The organism is Streptomyces peucetius (genome assembly GCF_025854275.1).
In the GTDB taxonomy this organism is placed as follows: Bacteria; Actinomycetota; Actinomycetes; order Streptomycetales; family Streptomycetaceae; genus Streptomyces; species Streptomyces peucetius_A.
On record NZ_CP107567.1, the window covers coordinates 5,425,041 to 5,442,427 of the forward strand.

General features: G+C 72.1%; 13 protein-coding genes. 5 read left to right on the forward strand and 8 right to left on the reverse strand.

Features of this window, described 5'->3' with window-relative positions:
• The first annotated feature begins 193 nt into the window (after nucleotides 1–193).
• The 3 genes from OGH68_RS25120 to OGH68_RS25130 all read left to right on the forward strand — a co-directional run bounded on the left by OGH68_RS25120 (nucleotide 194) and on the right by OGH68_RS25130 (nucleotide 4,410).
• Complete coding sequence (locus OGH68_RS25120) at nucleotides 194–1,042, forward strand: 3-hydroxyacyl-CoA dehydrogenase family protein (RefSeq protein ID WP_264247224.1); 849 nt, start codon at nucleotides 194–196, stop codon at nucleotides 1,040–1,042.
• A gap of 197 nt (nucleotides 1,043–1,239) precedes the next feature.
• A complete protein-coding gene (locus OGH68_RS25125; RefSeq protein WP_018845393.1) occupies nucleotides 1,240–1,563 on the forward strand; it encodes an STAS domain-containing protein in 324 nt (107 codons plus the stop codon).
• Between the two features lie 435 nt (nucleotides 1,564–1,998).
• Nucleotides 1,999–4,410 (forward strand): ATP-binding protein, encoded by a 2,412-nt coding sequence (locus tag OGH68_RS25130; RefSeq protein WP_264247225.1) that lies wholly within the window; start codon nucleotides 1,999–2,001, stop codon nucleotides 4,408–4,410.
• 542 nt (nucleotides 4,411–4,952) lie between these two features.
• Here OGH68_RS25130 and nucS read toward each other — a convergent pair.
• Nucleotides 4,953–5,615, reverse strand: coding sequence for an endonuclease NucS (gene nucS / locus OGH68_RS25135; protein ID WP_264247226.1), 663 nt, complete (start codon nucleotides 5,613–5,615; stop codon nucleotides 4,953–4,955).
• Between the two features lie 244 nt (nucleotides 5,616–5,859).
• On the opposite strand from nucS, the gene OGH68_RS25140 reads away from it, so the two are divergent.
• Nucleotides 5,860–6,252: an SCO5389 family protein gene (locus OGH68_RS25140; protein ID WP_100109179.1), complete on the forward strand. Its 393-nt coding sequence runs from the start codon at nucleotides 5,860–5,862 to the stop codon at nucleotides 6,250–6,252.
• Between the two features lie 98 nt (nucleotides 6,253–6,350).
• Here the strand turns inward: OGH68_RS25140 and OGH68_RS25145 are convergent, their stop codons facing one another.
• Nucleotides 6,351–7,382 (reverse strand): LLM class flavin-dependent oxidoreductase, encoded by a 1,032-nt coding sequence (locus OGH68_RS25145; RefSeq protein WP_264247228.1) that lies wholly within the window; start codon nucleotides 7,380–7,382, stop codon nucleotides 6,351–6,353.
• A gap of 211 nt (nucleotides 7,383–7,593) precedes the next feature.
• Here OGH68_RS25145 and OGH68_RS25150 point away from each other — a divergent pair, with 211 nt between their 5' ends.
• Nucleotides 7,594–7,923, forward strand: a complete 330-nt coding sequence (locus tag OGH68_RS25150) for an ATP/GTP-binding protein (RefSeq protein ID WP_264247229.1) — start codon at nucleotides 7,594–7,596, stop codon at nucleotides 7,921–7,923.
• Nucleotides 7,924–7,938: 15 nt separating this feature from the next.
• Here the strand turns inward: OGH68_RS25150 and OGH68_RS25155 are convergent, their stop codons facing one another.
• From OGH68_RS25155 to scy, 6 genes are all read right to left on the reverse strand, one after another.
• Nucleotides 7,939–8,766, reverse strand: a complete 828-nt coding sequence (locus OGH68_RS25155) for an ABC transporter permease (RefSeq protein ID WP_319020240.1) — start codon at nucleotides 8,764–8,766, stop codon at nucleotides 7,939–7,941.
• Entirely contained in the window at nucleotides 8,763–9,899 is a 1,137-nt protein-coding gene (locus OGH68_RS25160; protein WP_264247230.1) for an ABC transporter ATP-binding protein, read from the reverse strand. Before OGH68_RS25160 ends, OGH68_RS25155 begins: the two co-directional genes overlap by 4 nt.
• 279 nt (nucleotides 9,900–10,178) lie before the next feature.
• Nucleotides 10,179–10,958 (reverse strand): ABC transporter permease, encoded by a 780-nt coding sequence (locus OGH68_RS25165; protein WP_264247232.1) that lies wholly within the window; start codon nucleotides 10,956–10,958, stop codon nucleotides 10,179–10,181.
• A gap of 3 nt (nucleotides 10,959–10,961) precedes the next feature.
• Nucleotides 10,962–11,972: an ABC transporter ATP-binding protein gene (locus OGH68_RS25170; protein WP_264247233.1), complete on the reverse strand. Its 1,011-nt coding sequence runs from the start codon at nucleotides 11,970–11,972 to the stop codon at nucleotides 10,962–10,964.
• Nucleotides 11,973–12,126: 154 nt separating this feature from the next.
• The gene (locus OGH68_RS25175; RefSeq protein ID WP_264247235.1) at nucleotides 12,127–13,065 is read right to left on the reverse strand and encodes a cellulose-binding protein; all 939 of its coding nucleotides are present in this window, start codon (nucleotides 13,063–13,065) and stop codon (nucleotides 12,127–12,129) included.
• Between the two features lie 113 nt (nucleotides 13,066–13,178).
• Entirely contained in the window at nucleotides 13,179–17,282 is a 4,104-nt protein-coding gene (gene scy, locus OGH68_RS25180) for a polarized growth protein Scy (protein WP_264247236.1), read from the reverse strand.
• Nucleotides 17,283–17,387: the final 105 nt, after the last annotated feature.

Sequence of the window (17,387 nt, forward strand, 5' to 3'; positions counted from 1 at the left end):
GGGGGCCGGCCCTCCCCGTCCCGGACAGCCCGCCCCGGCGCCCCGGTGGCCCGTCCCGGTGTGATGTCCGCCATGTGGGACGTGACGCGCATCTCTTAGCGGTCACAGGGGCGCCTCACGGGCGCTAATCTCCGGCAGAGAGCGCACATGTAAACAGTCGTTAAGGCCGTCGAGGCCGTTAAGGAGTGCCGCAGTGGCCAGGAAGCTCGCCGTCATCGGTGCCGGACTCATGGGTTCCGGAATCGCGCAGGTCTCCGCCCAGGCGGGCTGGGACGTCGTACTGCGTGATGTGACCGACGAGGCTCTGACCCGCGGCAAGGACGGCATCAAGGCGTCCTACGACAAGTTCGTCTCCAAGGGGAAGCTCGAAGCCGCCGCCGCCGAGGCCGCGTTGGCGCGCATCACCACCACGACCGACCTGGACGCCGTCGCCGACGCCGACATCGTCGTCGAGGCCGTCTTCGAGAAGCTCGAGGTCAAGCACGAGATCTTCCGTGCGCTCGACAAGCTCGTACGGGACGACGCCGTCCTCGCCTCCAACACCTCCGCCATCCCGATCACCAAGATCGCGGCCGTGACGGAGCGTCCGGAGCGCGTGGTGGGCGCCCACTTCTTCTCGCCCGTCCCGATGATGCAGCTGTGCGAGCTGGTGCGCGGCTACAAGACGAGCGACGAAACCCTCGCCACCACACGGGAGTTCGCCGAGTCGGTCGGCAAGACCTGCATCGTCGTCAACCGCGACGTCGCGGGCTTCGTCACCACTCGCCTCATCTCGGCGCTCGTCGTCGAGGCCGCGAAGCTGTACGAATCGGGCGTCGCCACCGCCGAGGACATCGACATCGCCTGCAAGCTCGGCTTCGGGCACGCCATGGGGCCGCTCGCCACCGCCGACCTGACGGGTGTCGACATCCTGCTTCACGCCACGAGCAACATCTACACCGAGTCCCAGGACGAGAAGTTCGCACCGCCGGAGCTGATGCGCCGGATGGTGGACGCCGGTGACATCGGCCGCAAGAGCGGGCAGGGCTTCTACAAGCACTGACATCGCGACCGGCGTTATCGACCGGTTCGGTATCACCCGCCGGGGTGAATTCGGTATCGGTTCGCTTACAAGTAGCAACCCCTCCGCCTATGCGGCAGTCAGTTGTTGCAAGACGGAGAAGAACAGAAGAAGAACAGTCAGCAGCACAGTGGACACGGGCCGACACGGGGCACGGTAAGCACACTCGGGGAGCGCATATGCACATCAGGGGCGACCATGCCGAGCTGGTCGTCGGGGGCCGCCTCGACGTCCGCAGCGCGGCGGACGCCCGTACGGTCCTGCACTCGGCCGTCGACGACGGAGCCGGCGACCTGGTGCTCGACCTGACCCACCTCGACTCCTGGGACGCCACCGGGCTCGGGGTCATCATGGGCGCGCACCGGCGGGCCGGCCGGTGCGGCCGCCGACTGGTGCTGCGGGGTGTGCCGCCGCAGATGCAGCGGCTGCTCGTGGCCACGCGGCTGCACCGCATCCTCGCCATCGAGGGCGGCCTCGCAGCGGAATCGCTGCCGCGGGTGTGACGCCGGGCTTCCGCGGGTGTGACGCCGGTCCGCCGGCCGCCCGCGGCGGCGAGCGCGCGGACGGTGGCGGTGGCACCGCCGGCGACGGTGGTGGCTTCTGCGGTGGCGGCTCCGACGCGGCAGCGGCGGGAGCGGGCAACGGCGGTGGATGAATCGGTTCGTCAGATGTGACGGGGGCACCAACCGGGCGAGCGGCGCAATCCTCCTGAGACCATGACGTCAGGGACCGGGCGGTACCCCGCAGGTTTCGCGATGCGTGGCGAACGTCTAGGGTTCGATCGCCTGCCCATTCGACAGACCCATGAGGCGGGCTCCGGACCGAGGCGGGCGAAACGTGCAGGAAGGCCGGGAGGGCACCGCACGCGGCCTCGGCACCAAGAGCGCAGTGATCTTGGCGGCGGCAGGCCGGGCGAACCTTATCTGGGAGCTTTGACGATGGACAACGACAGCTTCGGCGAGGGCACCGGACCGGCACGGCCGCCGCGCGACGCCATCACGCCCGGACAGTCCGCGCCCGCGCCCCGGCGTACGGTCCAACTGGTCTCCGGCGACTTCCTGCTCACCGTCAACCCCGTCGACGGCAGCGAGATCGAACCGTGCCCGCCCGGTGAGCAGCCCGGCCGCCCCTCCCGCCGCAGCGCGGTCGACCGCGCCGAGCGTCACCGCGCCGCGCAGCCTCCTGTGCCCCCGGGCCCGGCCGCACCGAGGCCGGCGCTGCTGGAACGCGACGAGGAGCGGGAACGGCTCGTACGGCTCCTCGGTCGCGGCCGGTCCGTCAGGCTCACCGGACCGTCCGGCTCCGGCCGCACCGCACTGCTCGACGCCGTCGCCGCGCAGTGCGACGGCTTCGCGCCCGACGGAGTCGTACGCCTCAACGGCCGGCACCGCTCCCCTGCGGAGCTGCTCCAGGAACTGTTCACGGTCGTCTACGACGCCCCCGGGCACCGCCCCGACCGGAACGCGCTCGGCGGTTTCGTACGTGACATCGGAGCCGTCGTCGTCCTCGACGACCTCGAGTTCGGCGGCGCGGGCCTCGACGAACTGCTCGACGCCGCCCCGGAATGTGCCTTCCTCGTCGCCGCCACTCCCGATGTTCCCGCACCGAGCGCCGACTCCCACCTCGAAGAGGTCTTCCTCAGCGGGCTGGGCCGCGCCGCCGCGCTCGAACTGCTCGAACAGGCCGTGGAACGGCCGCTGACGGAGGAGGAGAGCAACTGGGCGGGCGACCTCTGGTTCGAGTCGGAAGGGCTGCCCCTGCGGTTCGTCCAGGCGGCCGCGCTGCTGAGGCAGTGCGACGAACTGCGGGCCGACCCGGAGGCCTTCGAGGAGTTCGCGCCGTTCGCGGCGGCCGGCGGCAAGGACGTACCGCTGCCGACGCTCGGTGAGGGCGCCGCTCCCGCCCCGTTGCTCGCGTCCAGGCTCAGCGACTCCGCCCGGCGCACCCTGCGCATCGCGGTCGCCCTCGGCGGCGAGGTCCCGCACCAGGCGCATCTGCCGGCCCTCGTCGGCGACACCCACGCGGACGCCGCGCTCGGTGAACTCATGAGCTGCGGACTGCTCTCCCCGGCCGGCCCGCGCTACCGGCTCGCCGCCGGGGTGCTGGCCCAGCTCCGCGAGAAGGGCTACGACGAGGACGCGGTCGGCCACGCCCACACCGCCGCCCGGCACTACACCTGGTGGGCCGGACACCCCTCCGTCACGCCCGAGCGGGCCGTGGCCGAGGCGGACGGCATCCTGGCAGCCCTGAGCGCGCTGGTGCCCGGCCGGGAGGCCGGCCACCCCAGCACGGCGGTGCTCCTCGCCCGCAGCGCCGCGCCCGCCTTCGCGGCCGGACTGCACTGGACGGGCTGGGAACGGGCCCTGCGCGTGGGCTCCGAGGCCGCCCGGATCGCCGGAGAGGTCGCGGAAGAGGCGTACTTCCACCACGAACTGGGCGTCCTCGCACTCTGCACCGGCAACCTGGACCGGGCCCGGGCGGAGCTCGAGACGTCGATCGGCATGCGCGGCGCGCTCGCCGACAAGAGCGGCACCGTCGCGGGGCGCCGGGCCCTCGCGCTCGTCGCCGACCGCGAGTCCCTGCCGACGCCCGCGTCGCCGCTCGCCCTGGGCGACGGGGGGCCCGTCTCCCCTCCACTGGGAGTGCCGGGACTGCCGCCGACGAAGCGGCTGCCGCGGACGGGGCCGGCCGCCGACACGGTCGCCACGGTCGTCGGCGGCGCTTCGGTGGCCCCGCCGGAAACCCCCGCCGGCCCCCCGGCGGGCCGGCGCACGCTCGCCCTGCTCGGCGGCGCCCGCCGCAACCGCGTCGCCGCGGGAGCGGGCACGCTGCTCGCGGCGGTCCTCGGCACGGTGGTCACCCTCGGCATGACCTCCGACCAGGAGGAGCCGCCCGGCGACGGCGTGCGCAACGGGCAGAACGTGAACGAGGGCGACGCCGACGACGACTGGACCGTCGAGGACCCGGTCGCCGACCCGTCCGACGCCCCGTCCAACGACAAGGACGACCCCAAGAAGCCGACGGAAACGGCGACACCGGCCACGGCACCGACATCGACGGGCCGGGCGCCGGCACCGGGGGACAGCCCGTCACCGAGCTCGTCGCGGTCGGGGAGTCCCTCGGACCCGGATTCGCCCTCGAAGTCGCCGTCGAAGTCACCGTCGACGAAGCCGACACTTCCGACCTCACCGTCGCAGTCTCCGGATCCGACACCTCCGCCGGACTCGCCCAGTCCGTCTCCCACTGATTCTTCGACCGGCGACCCTCAAGGAAGCGCGTCCGCCACTGAGTCCGGGGACGCGACCGTCACGAGCAGTGCGTCGGGCTCCAACTCCCCGTCCATCATCTGAGACGCCCGGCCGGGTGCGGGCGGGGGTGTTCCTGCCCCGCCCTGCCTCGGCGGCAGTCTCGCCCCGCATCCGGGCTCCTGGCGTCGCCGCCGCAGACTGTGACCGCAGCTGAGCGTTCACGCGGCCCGGCCCGCGCTACGCGCAGCCGCATGCGGCCCCGCCCCGTCGGTGCCTGGCCGACCGCCCGTTGCGCCATGCGGCTTCAGGGGGTGCGGCCCGGCCTCCGTTGGTGCCAGGCACGAGCGTTCGGCGTGCTACGCATGGTGCGGCCCGCCCCGCCCCCGTCGGTGCCCTGGCCGACGGCCCGGCACGACATACGGTCACAACGCCGTCCTGCCGGCGGACGGCGCCGTCACGGCGGGGGCGGTGCCCGGCGGGCCGCTCGCAGCCGCAGTGAGTGGCCACGGGAGCGCCCCGGTGCGCGGCACGGCCGCACGGGCCGGCCACCGGGTCGGCGTCGGCGGCGGCCGTTTGGGGCGCGGCCGCGCCGCGGTCGCCCGGCGTCGGCGACACCATAAGGGCGGCGTGGCCGGGCCGGTGGGTCAGAAGAGGCGGAGCTTGTCGTCCTCGATGCCGCGGAGGGCGTCGTAGTCGAGGACCACGCAGCCGATGCCGCGGTCGGTCGCCAGGACGCGGGCCTGGGGCTTGATCTCCTGGGCTGCGAAGACGCCCTTCACCGGGGCGAGGTGCGGGTCGCGGTTGAGCAGTTCGAGGTAGCGGGTGAGCTGCTCGACGCCGTCGATCTCGCCGCGCCGCTTGATCTCGACCGCCACCGTCGCGCCGTCGGAGTCCCGGCAGAGGATGTCGACCGGGCCGATGGCCGTGGGGTACTCGCGGCGGATCAGGCTGTATCCCTCGCCAAGTGTCTCGATCCGGTCCGCGAGGAGCTCCTGGAGGTGCGCTTCCACGCCGTCCTTGATGAGGCCGGGGTCGACGCCGAGCTCGTGCGACGAGTCGTGGAGGATTTCTTCCATAGTGATGATCAGTTTCTCGCCCGCTTTGTTCACCACGGTCCAGACGCTGTCGTCACCTTCCTTCAAAGTGCAGGGAGGGGACATCCAGTTCAGCGGTTTGTACGCCCTGTCGTCGGCGTGGATGGAGACACTGCCGTCCGCCTTGACCAGGATCAAACGAGGGGCGGAGGGCAGGTGGGCGGTGAGCCGGCCGGCGTAGTCCACGGAGCAGCGGGCGATGACGAGACGCATGGTCCGCAACGCTACTCGACTCACGCCACACCGCGCGATTCGCCCCGGAAGCGCCCCTCGTTATTTGGCCGGTTGTGTTCCCAATCTCCTGGTGCGCTCAAGTCGGCGCACTTACCGTGGAAGACGGGAGGTTGTCGGCCGTGCACTCTGCGTCGCCGTACAGCATTGGTATGCCGTCGTATCGTCCGCTTCCTCCTTCCCTGCCCGTAAGGCCCCGTTTCGCGGGGCCGCGAGAGGAGAACCCATGTCGCTCGACGTCTCACCGGCGCTGTTGGAACAGGCCGAGCGAGGCGAGGTCGACGAAGCAGCTTTCGTCGACTGCGTCCGGACCTCCCTGCCCTACGCATGGGAGATGATCAGTTCTCTGGTGGCTCAGCTGAAGGTGGACGGCGGCGAGTTCGCCGACAACCAGACGCCTCCGCCGGACGAGCAGGCACGTGGTCAGCTGCTGCGCGCACTCGCGAGTGACGCCATTCGCGGAGCGCTTCAGCGGCACTTCGGAGTGCGTCTGGCATTCCAGAACTGCCACCGCGTCGCGGTGTTCCCGCTGGACTCCTCGGTCGACGAGCGGCTCGCCCGCTTCACCTCGATCCGGGGACAGTTGCTCAATCAGTCGCCCGAACTGCGCGACTGCTGAAGTCTTCTGCTGCCGCTCCGCACCGCAGATGTCCGCCCGGTGCCGGAGCGGCAGCACCTGACCTCAGCCGGTACCCGACCTCCGCCATGACGATGGACTCAGCCGAGCAGCGGCAGTACCTCCGCGCCCACCCGCCGTACGTTCTCCTCGGTGGCCGCGAGGTCGCCCGAGCCCTCGGCGAGGAGCGCGAAGCGGGTGATGCCGGTGCGCTCCGCGGTCGCCGCGAGACGGTCCCCGGCCAGCCGTGGCGGCCCCACCGGATGCAGCGAGCAGAGCAGTTCCGTGTACGCGACGGGGTCGCGCATCGCACGGTGCCGGCCGTCGACGGTCACATGCGCGTCCAGCCCCTGCTTCAGCCAGCCCGGCATCGCCTTGACGAGCGTCTCGGTGGCCTCGTCGGCGCGGTCGGCGATCTGGACGACGCCGGCCGACACATGCCCGGCCGCCCGCACCTGGTCGGGCGAGCGGCCCGCGGCGAGCGCGTGCCTGCGCCACAGGGCGACCATGTCGGCCTTCTCCTCGTCGCCGCAGTGCATACCGAGGAGCATCGGCAGACCCCGCTCCGCCGCCAGCCTGACGCTCTTCGGGGAGGTGCACGCGACGACGACCTCCGGGCCGTCCCCGGGCCCGGCGATCAGCTCGTCCGGCCGGGGGACGACCGGGACCTCCCGGAAGGAGAACCGCTCGCCGTCCGCTCCCACGCGCGGCTCGCGCAGCCAGCGCAGCAGCAGGTCCAGGGACTCGGGGAAGTGCTTCTCGTACGCCGCCGCTCCGGTGCCGAAGACCTCAAGGTCGACCCAGGGGCCGCCGCGCCCCACACCGAGCACGAACCGTCCGCCGGAGGTGAGGTGGAGCAGCGCCGTCTGCTCGCCGAGGGCCACGGGGTGGGCGGTCGGCAGCACGCTCACCGCGGTGCCCACCTGGATCCGGCGGGTGCGGCCGAGCAGGAGCGCGGCGAGCGTCACGGCGGACGGGCACACCCCGTACGGCACGAAGTGGTGCTCCGCCAGCCACACGGCGTCGAGGCCCGCCTCCTCCGCCACCTCGGCGGTGCGCACCGCTCTGTGGAGCGCCTCCCCCTGCCCCTGGCCCGGGAACTGTGCCGCCAGTACGAAAGTTCCAACGCGCATCGCCTTCTGCCTCCTTGCGGCCGACGCGTCACTCCCCCCACAGGCAACAACGCCTGACACGTGCCAAAGGCACGGCCGTTCGCGAAGATCTTGCGATTTTCCGGTAACTGCTCCTGGTGCAGCAGCCGCTTCCCCCGCTGCGGGACGGGCGCCGGCCCCCGGGACCGTACGCTGGACGGGCAACTGTCAGGTCCTGCCCCGTGAGGTGTCCGTGTCCCCGCGCCGCAACCGCCCCCGAGGCGGCGAGAACCCGTCTCAGCGCACAGGCGACGTCGCCGGCCGGTACGGCGGCTTCGGCCGGAGCGAGACCTGGCAGGACGAGGAGTGGTCGGTGCGCCACGTCGCCGGGGCAAATGCCGCCGGCAAGAGGTACCGCTGCCCGGGGTGCGACCAGGCGATCCCCTCCGGTATGCCGCACGTGGTGGCCTGGCCCGAGCACGGCGGGATCGACGACCGGCGCCACTGGCACAAGGCGTGCTGGAACGCGAAGGACCGCCGCACCTCGAAGGTGCAGCGGTCCAGGAACGCGCCGCGGTACTGAACCGCGCCGCCGTTCTCACACGTCGCGGCTGCTCATGGTCGCGTACGCCCCGCCGAGGGCCGCGAGCGAGACACCGAGCATGATCCACACGGATGTCCAGCCGAGCGGGCCGGAGCCTCCGCCCGTCGCTTCGCCGTAGATGCCGATGAGCTGGCTCGGGATCGCGTAGGTGAAGAGGAAGTCGCGCACGCCGGACATGGAGTCGAACCCGAGCATGAAGACCCCCGCCACCATGGGCATCAGCATCAGACCGAGCATGATCGTGATCGCCCCTGCCGAGTGCCTGATCATCGCGCCGATCCCAAGGGCCAGCAGCCCGAGCGAGGCGATGTAGAGGCCCACGCCGACGGTGGCGCGCAACCACTCGTCACCGGTCGGCTCTCCGGCGTCCACCATCGCGTTCTGCATGACGGCCGTGAGCCCGGCGGTCACGGTCGTGATGGCGAAGACGAGCAGGAAGAACACGGCCGCCTTGGCGGCCAGCACCCGGCCCCGGCTCGGGCAGGCCGTCAGCGTCGTGCGGATCATGCCGGTGCCGTACTCGGAGGAGATGGTGAGTACGCCCAGCGTCATCACACAGATGGAGCCGGGCAGTACACCGAAGAAGCCCATACCGAGCACGGACTCGTCGCCCAGCTCGGCAGAATCCCCGGCTGCGGCGACCAGCGCGGCGACCGCGAGACCGATGCCGAGCACGAGCACGATCATCACGCTCAGGGTCCAGATCGTGGACCGCACCGAACGGATCTTCGTCCACTCGGAGGCGAGCGCGTCACCGAAGTGGGCCCCGCGCACCGGGATCGGGGAGGCGTACGAACCGGGCTGCTGGTAGGAGGTGCTCATCGTGCGTCCTCGGGCTTGGTCAGGTCGGCGGGTGCGGCGGCCGGGGGAGCGGCGGGGGCATCCGGAGCGGAGGGCGCTGCCGGCGCCGCGTACGGGTTCTGGCCGGGCTGGGGCGGCGGCGGGGCGTAGAAGCCCTGCTGCGGCACCTCGGGGATGTGCGGCTGCGGCGGGACGTGTCCCATCGGCGGCTGCTGCATCAGGCCCGACTTCTCGTCCGCGGTGGAGCGGTAGTCCACCGCGCCCTGCGTCATCCGCATGTACGCCTCCTCGAGAGAGGCCTGGTGCGGCGACAACTCCCACAGCCGGACGTCCGCCTCGTGCGCCACGTCGCTGATGCGCGGCAGTGGCAGCCCGGTCACCCGCAGCGCACCGTCGGGCTCGGACAGCACCTGGCCGCCCGCCTCGGCCAGCGCGGAGACGAGCTTCTCACGCTGCTGCGGCTCCGTCTGCGGCGTGCGGACCCGGGCGAAGTCCGCCGAGTTGTGCGAGATGAAGTCCTTCACGCTCATGTCGGCCATGAGCTGCCCGCGGCCGATCACGATCAGGTGGTCGGCCGTCAGGGCCATCTCGCTCATCAGGTGCGAGGAGACGAAGACCGTACGGCCCTCGGAGGCCAGCTGCTTCATCAGGTTGCGGACCCACAGGATGCCTTCGGGGTCCAGGCCGTTGACCGGCTCGTCGAAGAGCAGCACCCGCGGGTCGCCGAGGAGCGCCGCGGCGATGCCGAGCCGCTGCCCCATGCCGAGCGAGAAGCCCTTGGACCGCTTATTGGCGACCTCGTGCAGGCCGACGACGCCGAGCACCTCGTCCACCCGGCGGGCCGGGATGCCGGAGAGCTGCGCCAGCGACAGCAGATGGTTGCGGGCGCTGCGGCCGCCGTGCACCGCCTTCGCGTCGAGCAGGGCACCGACCTGGCGGGGTGCGTTCGGCAGTTGCCGGAAGGGGCGGCCCTCGATCGTCACCTGACCCGACGTCGGACGGTCCAGGCCGAGGATCATGCGCATCGTCGTGGACTTGCCGGCGCCGTTGGGGCCGAGGAAGCCGGTGACGGCCCCGGGCCGCACCTGGAAGGAAAGGTTGTACACGGCCGTCTTGGCGCCGTAGCGCTTCGTCAGGCCGACTGCCTCGATCATTCTCCAGCCCCATCGACTTTCGGGTCGTCGGGGCACAGGCGGGTCCAGCCGTACGCCCCCGTAAGTGCTAGGAGGATAACCGGGGCGCGGCGGTTCCGGCCAAGGCGTAACGAAGGGGCCTCGGTCACGGCCGTCCGTGACCGCATTACGGTGGACCACGAGGGCCTTTCTGGTTGGTGTAGACGTCGTAATCCACACCGAACCGGAAGGCCCTCACCTGTTCAAGATCCCTCAGCCGAGACCTGGCTCACCCGTCCACAACCTCCCGGGACAGAACACCTAGGCGTCCCGCTTCTTCAGCACGAGGAGGCCCCCGGCCAGCGCCGCGGCGACCCAGAGCACCATGATGCCCAGGCCCGTCCAGGGACCGTACGGGGAGTCGCCGCTGTTCATGGCGTTCGGGACCACCTGCATGATCTTCGCGCCGGCCTGGTCGGGGAAGTAGCGCGCGACGTCCCTGGCGCCCGGCACCGCGGAGAGGATCTGCGAGACCAGGAAGAAGAACGGCATCAGGATGCCCAGCGACAGCATCGAGCTGCGCAGCATCGTGGCGACGCCCATCGAGAAGAGCGCCATCAGGCCCATGTAGATGCCGCCGCCGACGACGGCCCGCAGCACGTTCTCCTCGCCGATCGTCGTGCGGTGCTCGCCGAGCAGCGCCTGGCCGAGGAAAAAGGTGAGGAAGCTGGTCGCCATCCCGACCGCGAGGGCCAGCAGCCCGGCCACCGCGATCTTGCTGAAGATGAAGGTGGCGCGCTGCGGCACCGCGGCCAGTGAGGTGCGGATCATGCCGGAGCTGTACTCGGTGCCCACGACCAGCACCCCGAAGACCACCATCGCCAGCTGCCCGAGCACCAGTCCGGAGAAGCTGATGAGCGTCGGATCGAAGGTCAGCCGCTCGGCGGGGGGCAGATCGTCGAAGGTCGCGTTCATCAGGGCACACAGGGCCGCGCTCATCGCGACCGTCACGACAAGGGCGCTGATCAGCGTCCAGCGCGTCGACGCGACCGTACGGATCTTGGTCCACTCGGACCGCAGGACGGCAGGTGTCGAGGCCATCGGTCAGGCTCCCTTGTCGCGCGGGGCCCACTGGGGGGCGCCTCGGCCGGCGGGCGGGGCGACGGCGTCCGGTGGCGGGGCGACGGCGTCCGGTGGCGGCGCGCCCGGGGCGGAGTGTGCGTGGTACTCCACCGCGCCTGCCGTCATCTGCATGAATGCCTCCTCGAGCGAGGCCCGCTGCGCACTGAGCTCATGCAGCACGATCCGGTGCTCGGCCGCCAGCTCGCCGAGCTGCTCCGTGCTCGCGCCGTCCACCTCGAGCGCGCCGCCGCCGGTCTCGACGACCGTCATACCGGCGGCGTGCACCATGTCCCGCAGCTGTTCCTGCTGCGGCGAGCGCATCCGTACATAGCTGCGGGAGTTCTCGTGGATGAAATCGGCCATGGAGGTGTCGGCGAGGAGCCGGCCCTGCCCGATCACGATCAAGTGATCGGCTGTCAGGGCCATTTCACTCATGAGGTGCGAGGAGACGAAGATCGTCCGGCCTTCCTGCGCGAGGGTTTTCATCAGATTGCGGATCCAGTGAATTCCCTCAGGGTCCAGACCATTGACCGGTTCGTCGAACATCAGGATCTCCGGATCGCCCAGCAGAGCCGAGGCGATTCCCAGCCGCTGGCCCATGCCCATCGAGAAACCCTTGGACTTCTTCCGCGCCACCGGCGTCAGCCCGACCAGGTCGAGCACCTCGCCGACCCGGCGCTCCGGGATGCGGTTGGACTGCGCGAGGCAGAGAAGGTTGTTGTACGCGCTGCGGCCGCCGTGCATCGCCTTGGCGTCGAGCAGGGCGCCGATGTACTTCAGCGGCTCGTCGAGGTCACGGTAGTGCCTGCCGTCGATCCGGACCCTCCCGCTGGTGGGATTGTCCAGGCCGAGCACCATGCGCATCGTCGTGGTCTTGCCCGCACCGTTGGGACCGAGGAAACCGGTCACCACACCCGGCCGGACCATGAAGGAGAGATGGTCGACGGCGACCTTCGTACCGAAGCGTTTGGTGAGACCCTCGAGCTCGATCATGCGTTCACGCTACGGGCGCCCGAGGGGCCGCGCCACCCTGTTCCTCCAACTTGAGGGCTCGGTTCGCGAAGCGGCCGTTCCTCCTCCGGTGGACGCACGGATGCCCGGTGCCATGTGGCACCGGGCATCCGTGCGAGCGACCGACCCGAAGGCGTCAGCGGGACTGCTGCGCCGGGACCCCGCGGGAGATGGGCTCCTCGTCGGCGGGCGTGCCCGCCGCGGCCACCGCGGCACCCGTCAGCGTCGCCAGCATCTCGCGGACGTTGGTCAGCTGGGCGTTGATCGAGTCGCGGCGGTTGGTGAGCGCCGCCAGCTCGCGCTCCGACTCGCTGCGGATACGGTCGGCCTTGGCGTTCGCGTCGGCCACGATGTCCTCGGCCTGGCGCTGCGCGGTCTCCACCGTCTGACGGGCGCGGCGCTCCGCGTCCGTGCGCAGCTTCTCCGCCTCGAGGCGCAGCTGCTCGGCGCGGTGCTCGATCTCCGCCAGCCGCTTCTCCGCCTTCGCCTGACGCGACGCCAGGTCGCGCTCCGACTGCTCGCGGCGCTTGGCCAGGTTGGTCTCGAAGTCCGCGGCGGCCTGGGCGGCCTTGGCGCGGGTCTCCTCGAAGAGCGCGTCGGCCTCCTCGCGCTTGGACTGCGCGTCCTTCTGCGCCTCGCTGCGCAGCGCCTGGGCCTCGCTCTTCGCCTTGTCGACGATGCGGATGCCCTCGTCCTCCGCCTTGGCCTTGCGCTCGGCGGCGAACGACTCGGCGTCGTTGCGCACCTGCTGGGCGGCGGACTCCGCGAGCTCACGGTGCTGCTCGGCGGCGCGACGGGCCTCCTCGCGCAGGTCCTTCGCCTCCTCCTCGGCGAGGCGGAGGATCTTCTCGACGCGCGCACCGAGACCCGCGTACGACGGCTCGGCGTCGTTGACCTGGGCCTGGGCGTTCTGCGTCTCGAGGTGGAGCTCCTCGATGCGCTTTTCCAGAGAGGTGATTCGGGCCAGAGCACTATCACGGTCGGCGACGAGTTTGGTAATGCGGTCGTCCACCTGACCGCGGTCGTAACCACGCCGCACGAGCTCGAAGCCGAAGGGGGAGGAAGTGTCGCTCATGGGGTTCCTGTCAATGAGACCGGTGAGGTGTTAGAGGGAATCCTAGGGGTCGAAGCGGCGTGTCATCGAGCGGATGCCGGTTTGATCTGGAGAATGTCCAGCCTTTTGAGTGGCTAGCCGTCGGACGACTTGCCACTCGAACGTGTACCCCCTGCTGACGCACCGGCCTTGACACCTCCGGCGGAACCGCCGCCCGCCGACTTGCCACCGGCCGGGGCCTCGAAGGATTCCAACGCCTCGAGGACGTCCTGGACGCGGGAGATCTCCGCCTGGATGTCCTCGCGCCTGCGCACCAGTACGTCCAGCTCCCGCTTGCCCTCCTCGACGGTGCGTCCGGCCTCGCGGTCGGCCTCCGCCTTGGCCCGCTCGCCCTCGCGGATCAGCTCGGCCTTCTTCTGCTCGGCCTCCTTCAGCAGCCCCTCCGCCTTCTTCACGGCGGCGATCCTGACCTTGCTCGCCTCCGAATTGGCGTCGGACAGCAGCTCCTTGGCCTTCGCCTCGGCCTCCGCGCGCTGCTCCTCGGCCGCCTTGACCAGATGGTCGACGCGCTCGCCGGCCGTCCGCATCTGCTCCGCGGTCTCCCGGCGGGCACGCGCGTGCAGTTCCTCGACCTCGCTCTCCACCCGGGCCCGCAGCTCCTCGCCGCGCTCCCTTATGGCCGTCGCGTCGCGCCGGGCACCCACGAGCAGCTCGTCGGCGTCCGTACGGGCCTTCTCCACCAGCGAGTTGCCCTCGACCGTGGCCTCGGAGACCAGCCGCTCCGCCTCCTTGCGGGCCACGCCGACCATCGTGTCGGCCTGCTCCTCCGCCTCGGTGGCCGCGCGCAGCGCCTCCTCCTGGGCCTTGGCGATGAGCTGGTCGGCCTGCTCCGCGGCGTCCGCACGGCGCTTGGCGGCCGCCTCTCGCGCCTCGTCGAGCAGCCGGTCGGCCTCCGCGCGGGCCTCGGCGCGCAGTTGCTCGGCCGCCGCCTCCGTCTCTGCGCGGTGCCGCTCGGCCTCGGCCCGGATGCGTTCCGCCGCCTGCTGCGCGGACCCCACCGTCTCCGCGGCCTCGGCGCGCAGCCGCTCCGCCTCGCTGTTCGCCTCGGCCCGCAGGCGCTCGGCGTCGCTCGTGGCCTCGGCCCGCAGCCGTTCGGCGTCGCTCGTGGCGTCCGCCCGCAGCCGCTCCGTCTCCGCGGCGGTCTCCGCCGTGATCCGCTCGGCCTCGCCGCGCGCCTCACCGATGAGCTGGTCGGCCTGCTCGGCCGCGTCGGCACGCCGCTTGTCCGCCGCCTGCCGCGCCTCGTCGAGCACCTGCTCGCGGTCGGCCCGCACGGCCGCCCGCAGCTCCTCGATCTCGGCCTCGCCGTCCACCTTGATCTGCTCGGCCTCGGTGAGCAGCCGTGTCGCCTCGGCGTCGGCCGAAGCACGCAGCTCCGCCGCCTCGTTCCGCAGCCGCTCGCTCTCACTCGCGGCCTCGCCGATCAGCAGGTCGGCCTGCGCGGCGGCCTCGGAACGGATCCGGTTGGCGTCCTCCCGGGCCTCCGCCCGGGTCCGCGCCGCGTCCTGCTCGGCGGACGCGACGGCGTCCGACGCCTCGGTACGCATCCGCTGCACGTACTCAGCGGTGTCCGCCCGCAGCCGGTCCGCCTCGCTGATCGCTTCCGTGACGGTCCGCTCGGCGAGCGCCTGCGCGGCGTCCGCCTCCTCCTGGGCCCGGGACCGCAGCCGGCCGGCGTCCTCCGCCGCCCGCTCGCGCTCCGCGTACGCGTCGGCGCGGACCCGGTCGGCCTCCTCCTGGGCCTCCGACCGGGTGCGCTCCGCCGAGTGTTCGGCGGCGCTGCGCAGCCCGGCGATCTCCTGCTCGGCCTGCTCCTGCAGCCCGGCGACGGAGTCCCGCACCTGCTGGGCCGTCTGCTCGGCGGAGGACACCATCTCGGTGGCACGCCGGTCGGCCTCCTCGACCAGCCGCTGCGCCTCGGCCTGTGCCTCCTCCACCCGGTTACGGGCGGACGCGAGAAGCTCCTCGCTCTGCTCGCGGGCCCGTTCGCGCTCCTCGCCCGCCTCGGCGCGCGCCGACTCGAGGGTCTCCTCGGCCTCCCGGCGGCGGCGGGCCGCCTCCTCCTGGGCGGCCGCCAGCGCCTCCGCGGCCTCCGTGCCCACCCGCTCGGCGGCGGCCGCGGCCTCCGCCCGTACCCGGTCGGCGGTCTCCTGGGCCTCGTGCTTCAGCCGCTCGGCCTCCGCGGCGGCGTCACTGTGCAGCCGTACGGCGGCGGCCTCGGCCTCGGCGCGGGCCGCCGACGCGTCGGACGCGGCCTCGGTCCGCAGCCGCTCCGCCTCCTGCTCCGCCTGCTCCTGGAGCGTCCGCAGCCGCTCGGCGGCCTCCGCGCGCAGCCGTTCGGTCTCCTCCGCCGCCTCGCGGCGGATCCGCTCGGCCTCGCCACGGGCCTCGGCCAGCCGCTCCTCGGCGGCGGCGAGCCGTGCCTCCGCCTCGGTGTGCAGCCGGGTCAGTTCCTCGGCCGCCTCCGCCTGACGGGCCGCTATGCCGCGCTCGCTCTCCTCGCGCAGCTCGGTCGCGGCCGTCTCCGCGGCCGTGCGCACACCTTCGGCCTGCTCCTCGGCCTCCGCGCGCAGCCGGTCGGCCTCGGCACGGGTGCGCTCCAGCGTCTCCTCGGCCTGCTTGCGCAGGGTCGTGGCACGCTCGATGGCCTCCGTACGGACCTTCTCGCTGTCGGCACCGGCCTTCGAGCGCAGTTCGTCGGCGTCGGTGCGCGCCTTGGTCAGCAGCTCCTCAGCGGTGCTCGCCGCCTCCTCGATCTGCTGGACGGCCTCGCGTCGGGCCTCGCCGCGGATCCGCTCGCCCTCGGCGACGGCCTCCGCGCGCAACTGCTCGGCCTCGCCGCGCAGCCGGCGGGCCTCCTCCTGGAGCTCGACCGTCTTGGCGCGGTACTCCTTGGTGTCGTCCTTGGCGGCGCCCTTGAGCTGGTCGGCCTGCTCCGCGGCCTCGCCGCGCAGCCGGTCCGCCTCCGCCTCGGCCTCACGCCTGATGCGCTCGGCCTCCTCGCTTGCCGCGCGGGTGGTGGCCTTGGCGTCCTCCGACGCCTTGGTCAGCACCTCCTCGGCGGTGCGGGCGGCCTTCGCGAGCGCGGCGGCCGAGTCCTCCGCAGCGGCGGCCCTGGCCTTCTCGGTCGCCGCCTCGACCAGCTTCTCCGCCTCGGCGCGGGCGTCGGCGAGCGCCTGCTCCGCCTCCGCCTTGAGGGTCTCGGAGTCCTTGGTCGCCTCTTCGACGAGCCGCGCGATCTGGGCCTTGGCCGTACGGGTGCGCTGCTCGTTGATCGACTCGGCCGACGAAAGCTGCTTGGCCGCCGACTCCTTGGCCTCCGAGAGCACCTTCTCCGACTCCGCGCGGGCCTCGCGCAGCTTCTCCTCGGCCTCCTGCATCCGCTGCTCGGCCGCACGGCTGAGCTCCGCGGCCTGCTGCCGGGCCTGGTCGGACTCGGCGGTCGTGGACGAACGCAGCCGCTCCGCGTGGGCGGTCGCCTCCTGCGCCTGGCTGGACGCGGCGTTCAGCAGCCGCTCGGCGTCCTTGCGGGCCCGCAGCAGGATCGCCTCGGCCTCGGCGCGGGCGGTCTCCGCCTCGGAGCCGAGCCGCCTGCGGGCTTCCTCCGCGATACGGGCGGCCTCCGCGCGGGCGGCCGCGACCGCCTGCTCGGCCTCGGCGCGGGACTCCTCCAGCAGCCGGTGCGCCTGCGACTCGCTGCGGGCGCGCAACTGCTCGGCCCACGCGACGTTCTCGTTGACGTGCGCCTCGACGGTCTGGCGACGCTCGGCCAGCTCCTGGTCGAGACGCTGCCTGCGCTGCACGGCCTCGTTGTGCAGCTCCGCCTGCAGCCTCGCCTGGTGCTCGGCGTGCTCCTGGAGGATGCGCTGCGTCTGCGCCCGCACCTCGCGCAGTTCACGCTCCGCGTCCTGGCGGAGCTGGTCGGCCTGGAGCTGGGCGTTCCGCAGCAACTGCTCGGCCTGGTAACCGATGTCGGCGCTGTCGTAGGCCGGACGGGAGGCGAGACTGCGCCGCGCCTCGTGGAGTTTGGCGCGCAAGACCTCGACCTGGTAGCCGAGGTCCTCGGCATGCTGGACGGCCTTCTCCCGCTCGGTCTTCAGCCGGTCCATCTCGGCCTCGAACCGCGAGAGGTGGTCGTCGTCAGCTCGGTGGCTCTCCTGGCGTTCGTAGCCCCGCACTGCGCGGTCCCATCCGTCCCCTGGTCGCAACTGTCTCCAAGCGAGCACCGTTCGCCGGCGAACGGCCCCCCGGGGAATGGTGACAGATCAATGACGGAGACGCGG

Excerpts from the sequence above, each read along its gene's own strand:
- OGH68_RS25130 (WP_264247225.1), top strand. The coding sequence starts at position 1,999 with ATGGACAACGACAGCTTCGGCGAGGGCACCGGACCGGCACGGCCGCCG.
- OGH68_RS25165 (WP_264247232.1), bottom strand. The coding sequence starts at position 10,958 with ATGGCCTCGACACCTGCCGTCCTGCGGTCCGAGTGGACCAAGATCCGT.
- OGH68_RS25160 (WP_264247230.1), bottom strand. The coding sequence starts at position 9,899 with ATGATCGAGGCAGTCGGCCTGACGAAGCGCTACGGCGCCAAGACGGCC.
- OGH68_RS25155 (WP_319020240.1), bottom strand. The coding sequence starts at position 8,766 with ATGAGCACCTCCTACCAGCAGCCCGGTTCGTACGCCTCCCCGATCCCG.
- OGH68_RS25125 (WP_018845393.1), top strand. The coding sequence starts at position 1,240 with ATGCACATCAGGGGCGACCATGCCGAGCTGGTCGTCGGGGGCCGCCTC.
- nucS (WP_264247226.1), bottom strand. The coding sequence starts at position 5,615 with ATGCGTCTCGTCATCGCCCGCTGCTCCGTGGACTACGCCGGCCGGCTC.
- OGH68_RS25175 (WP_264247235.1), bottom strand. The coding sequence starts at position 13,065 with ATGAGCGACACTTCCTCCCCCTTCGGCTTCGAGCTCGTGCGGCGTGGT.
- OGH68_RS25145 (WP_264247228.1), bottom strand. The coding sequence starts at position 7,382 with ATGCGCGTTGGAACTTTCGTACTGGCGGCACAGTTCCCGGGCCAGGGG.
- OGH68_RS25140 (WP_100109179.1), top strand. The coding sequence starts at position 5,860 with ATGTCGCTCGACGTCTCACCGGCGCTGTTGGAACAGGCCGAGCGAGGC.
- OGH68_RS25170 (WP_264247233.1), bottom strand. The coding sequence starts at position 11,972 with ATGATCGAGCTCGAGGGTCTCACCAAACGCTTCGGTACGAAGGTCGCC.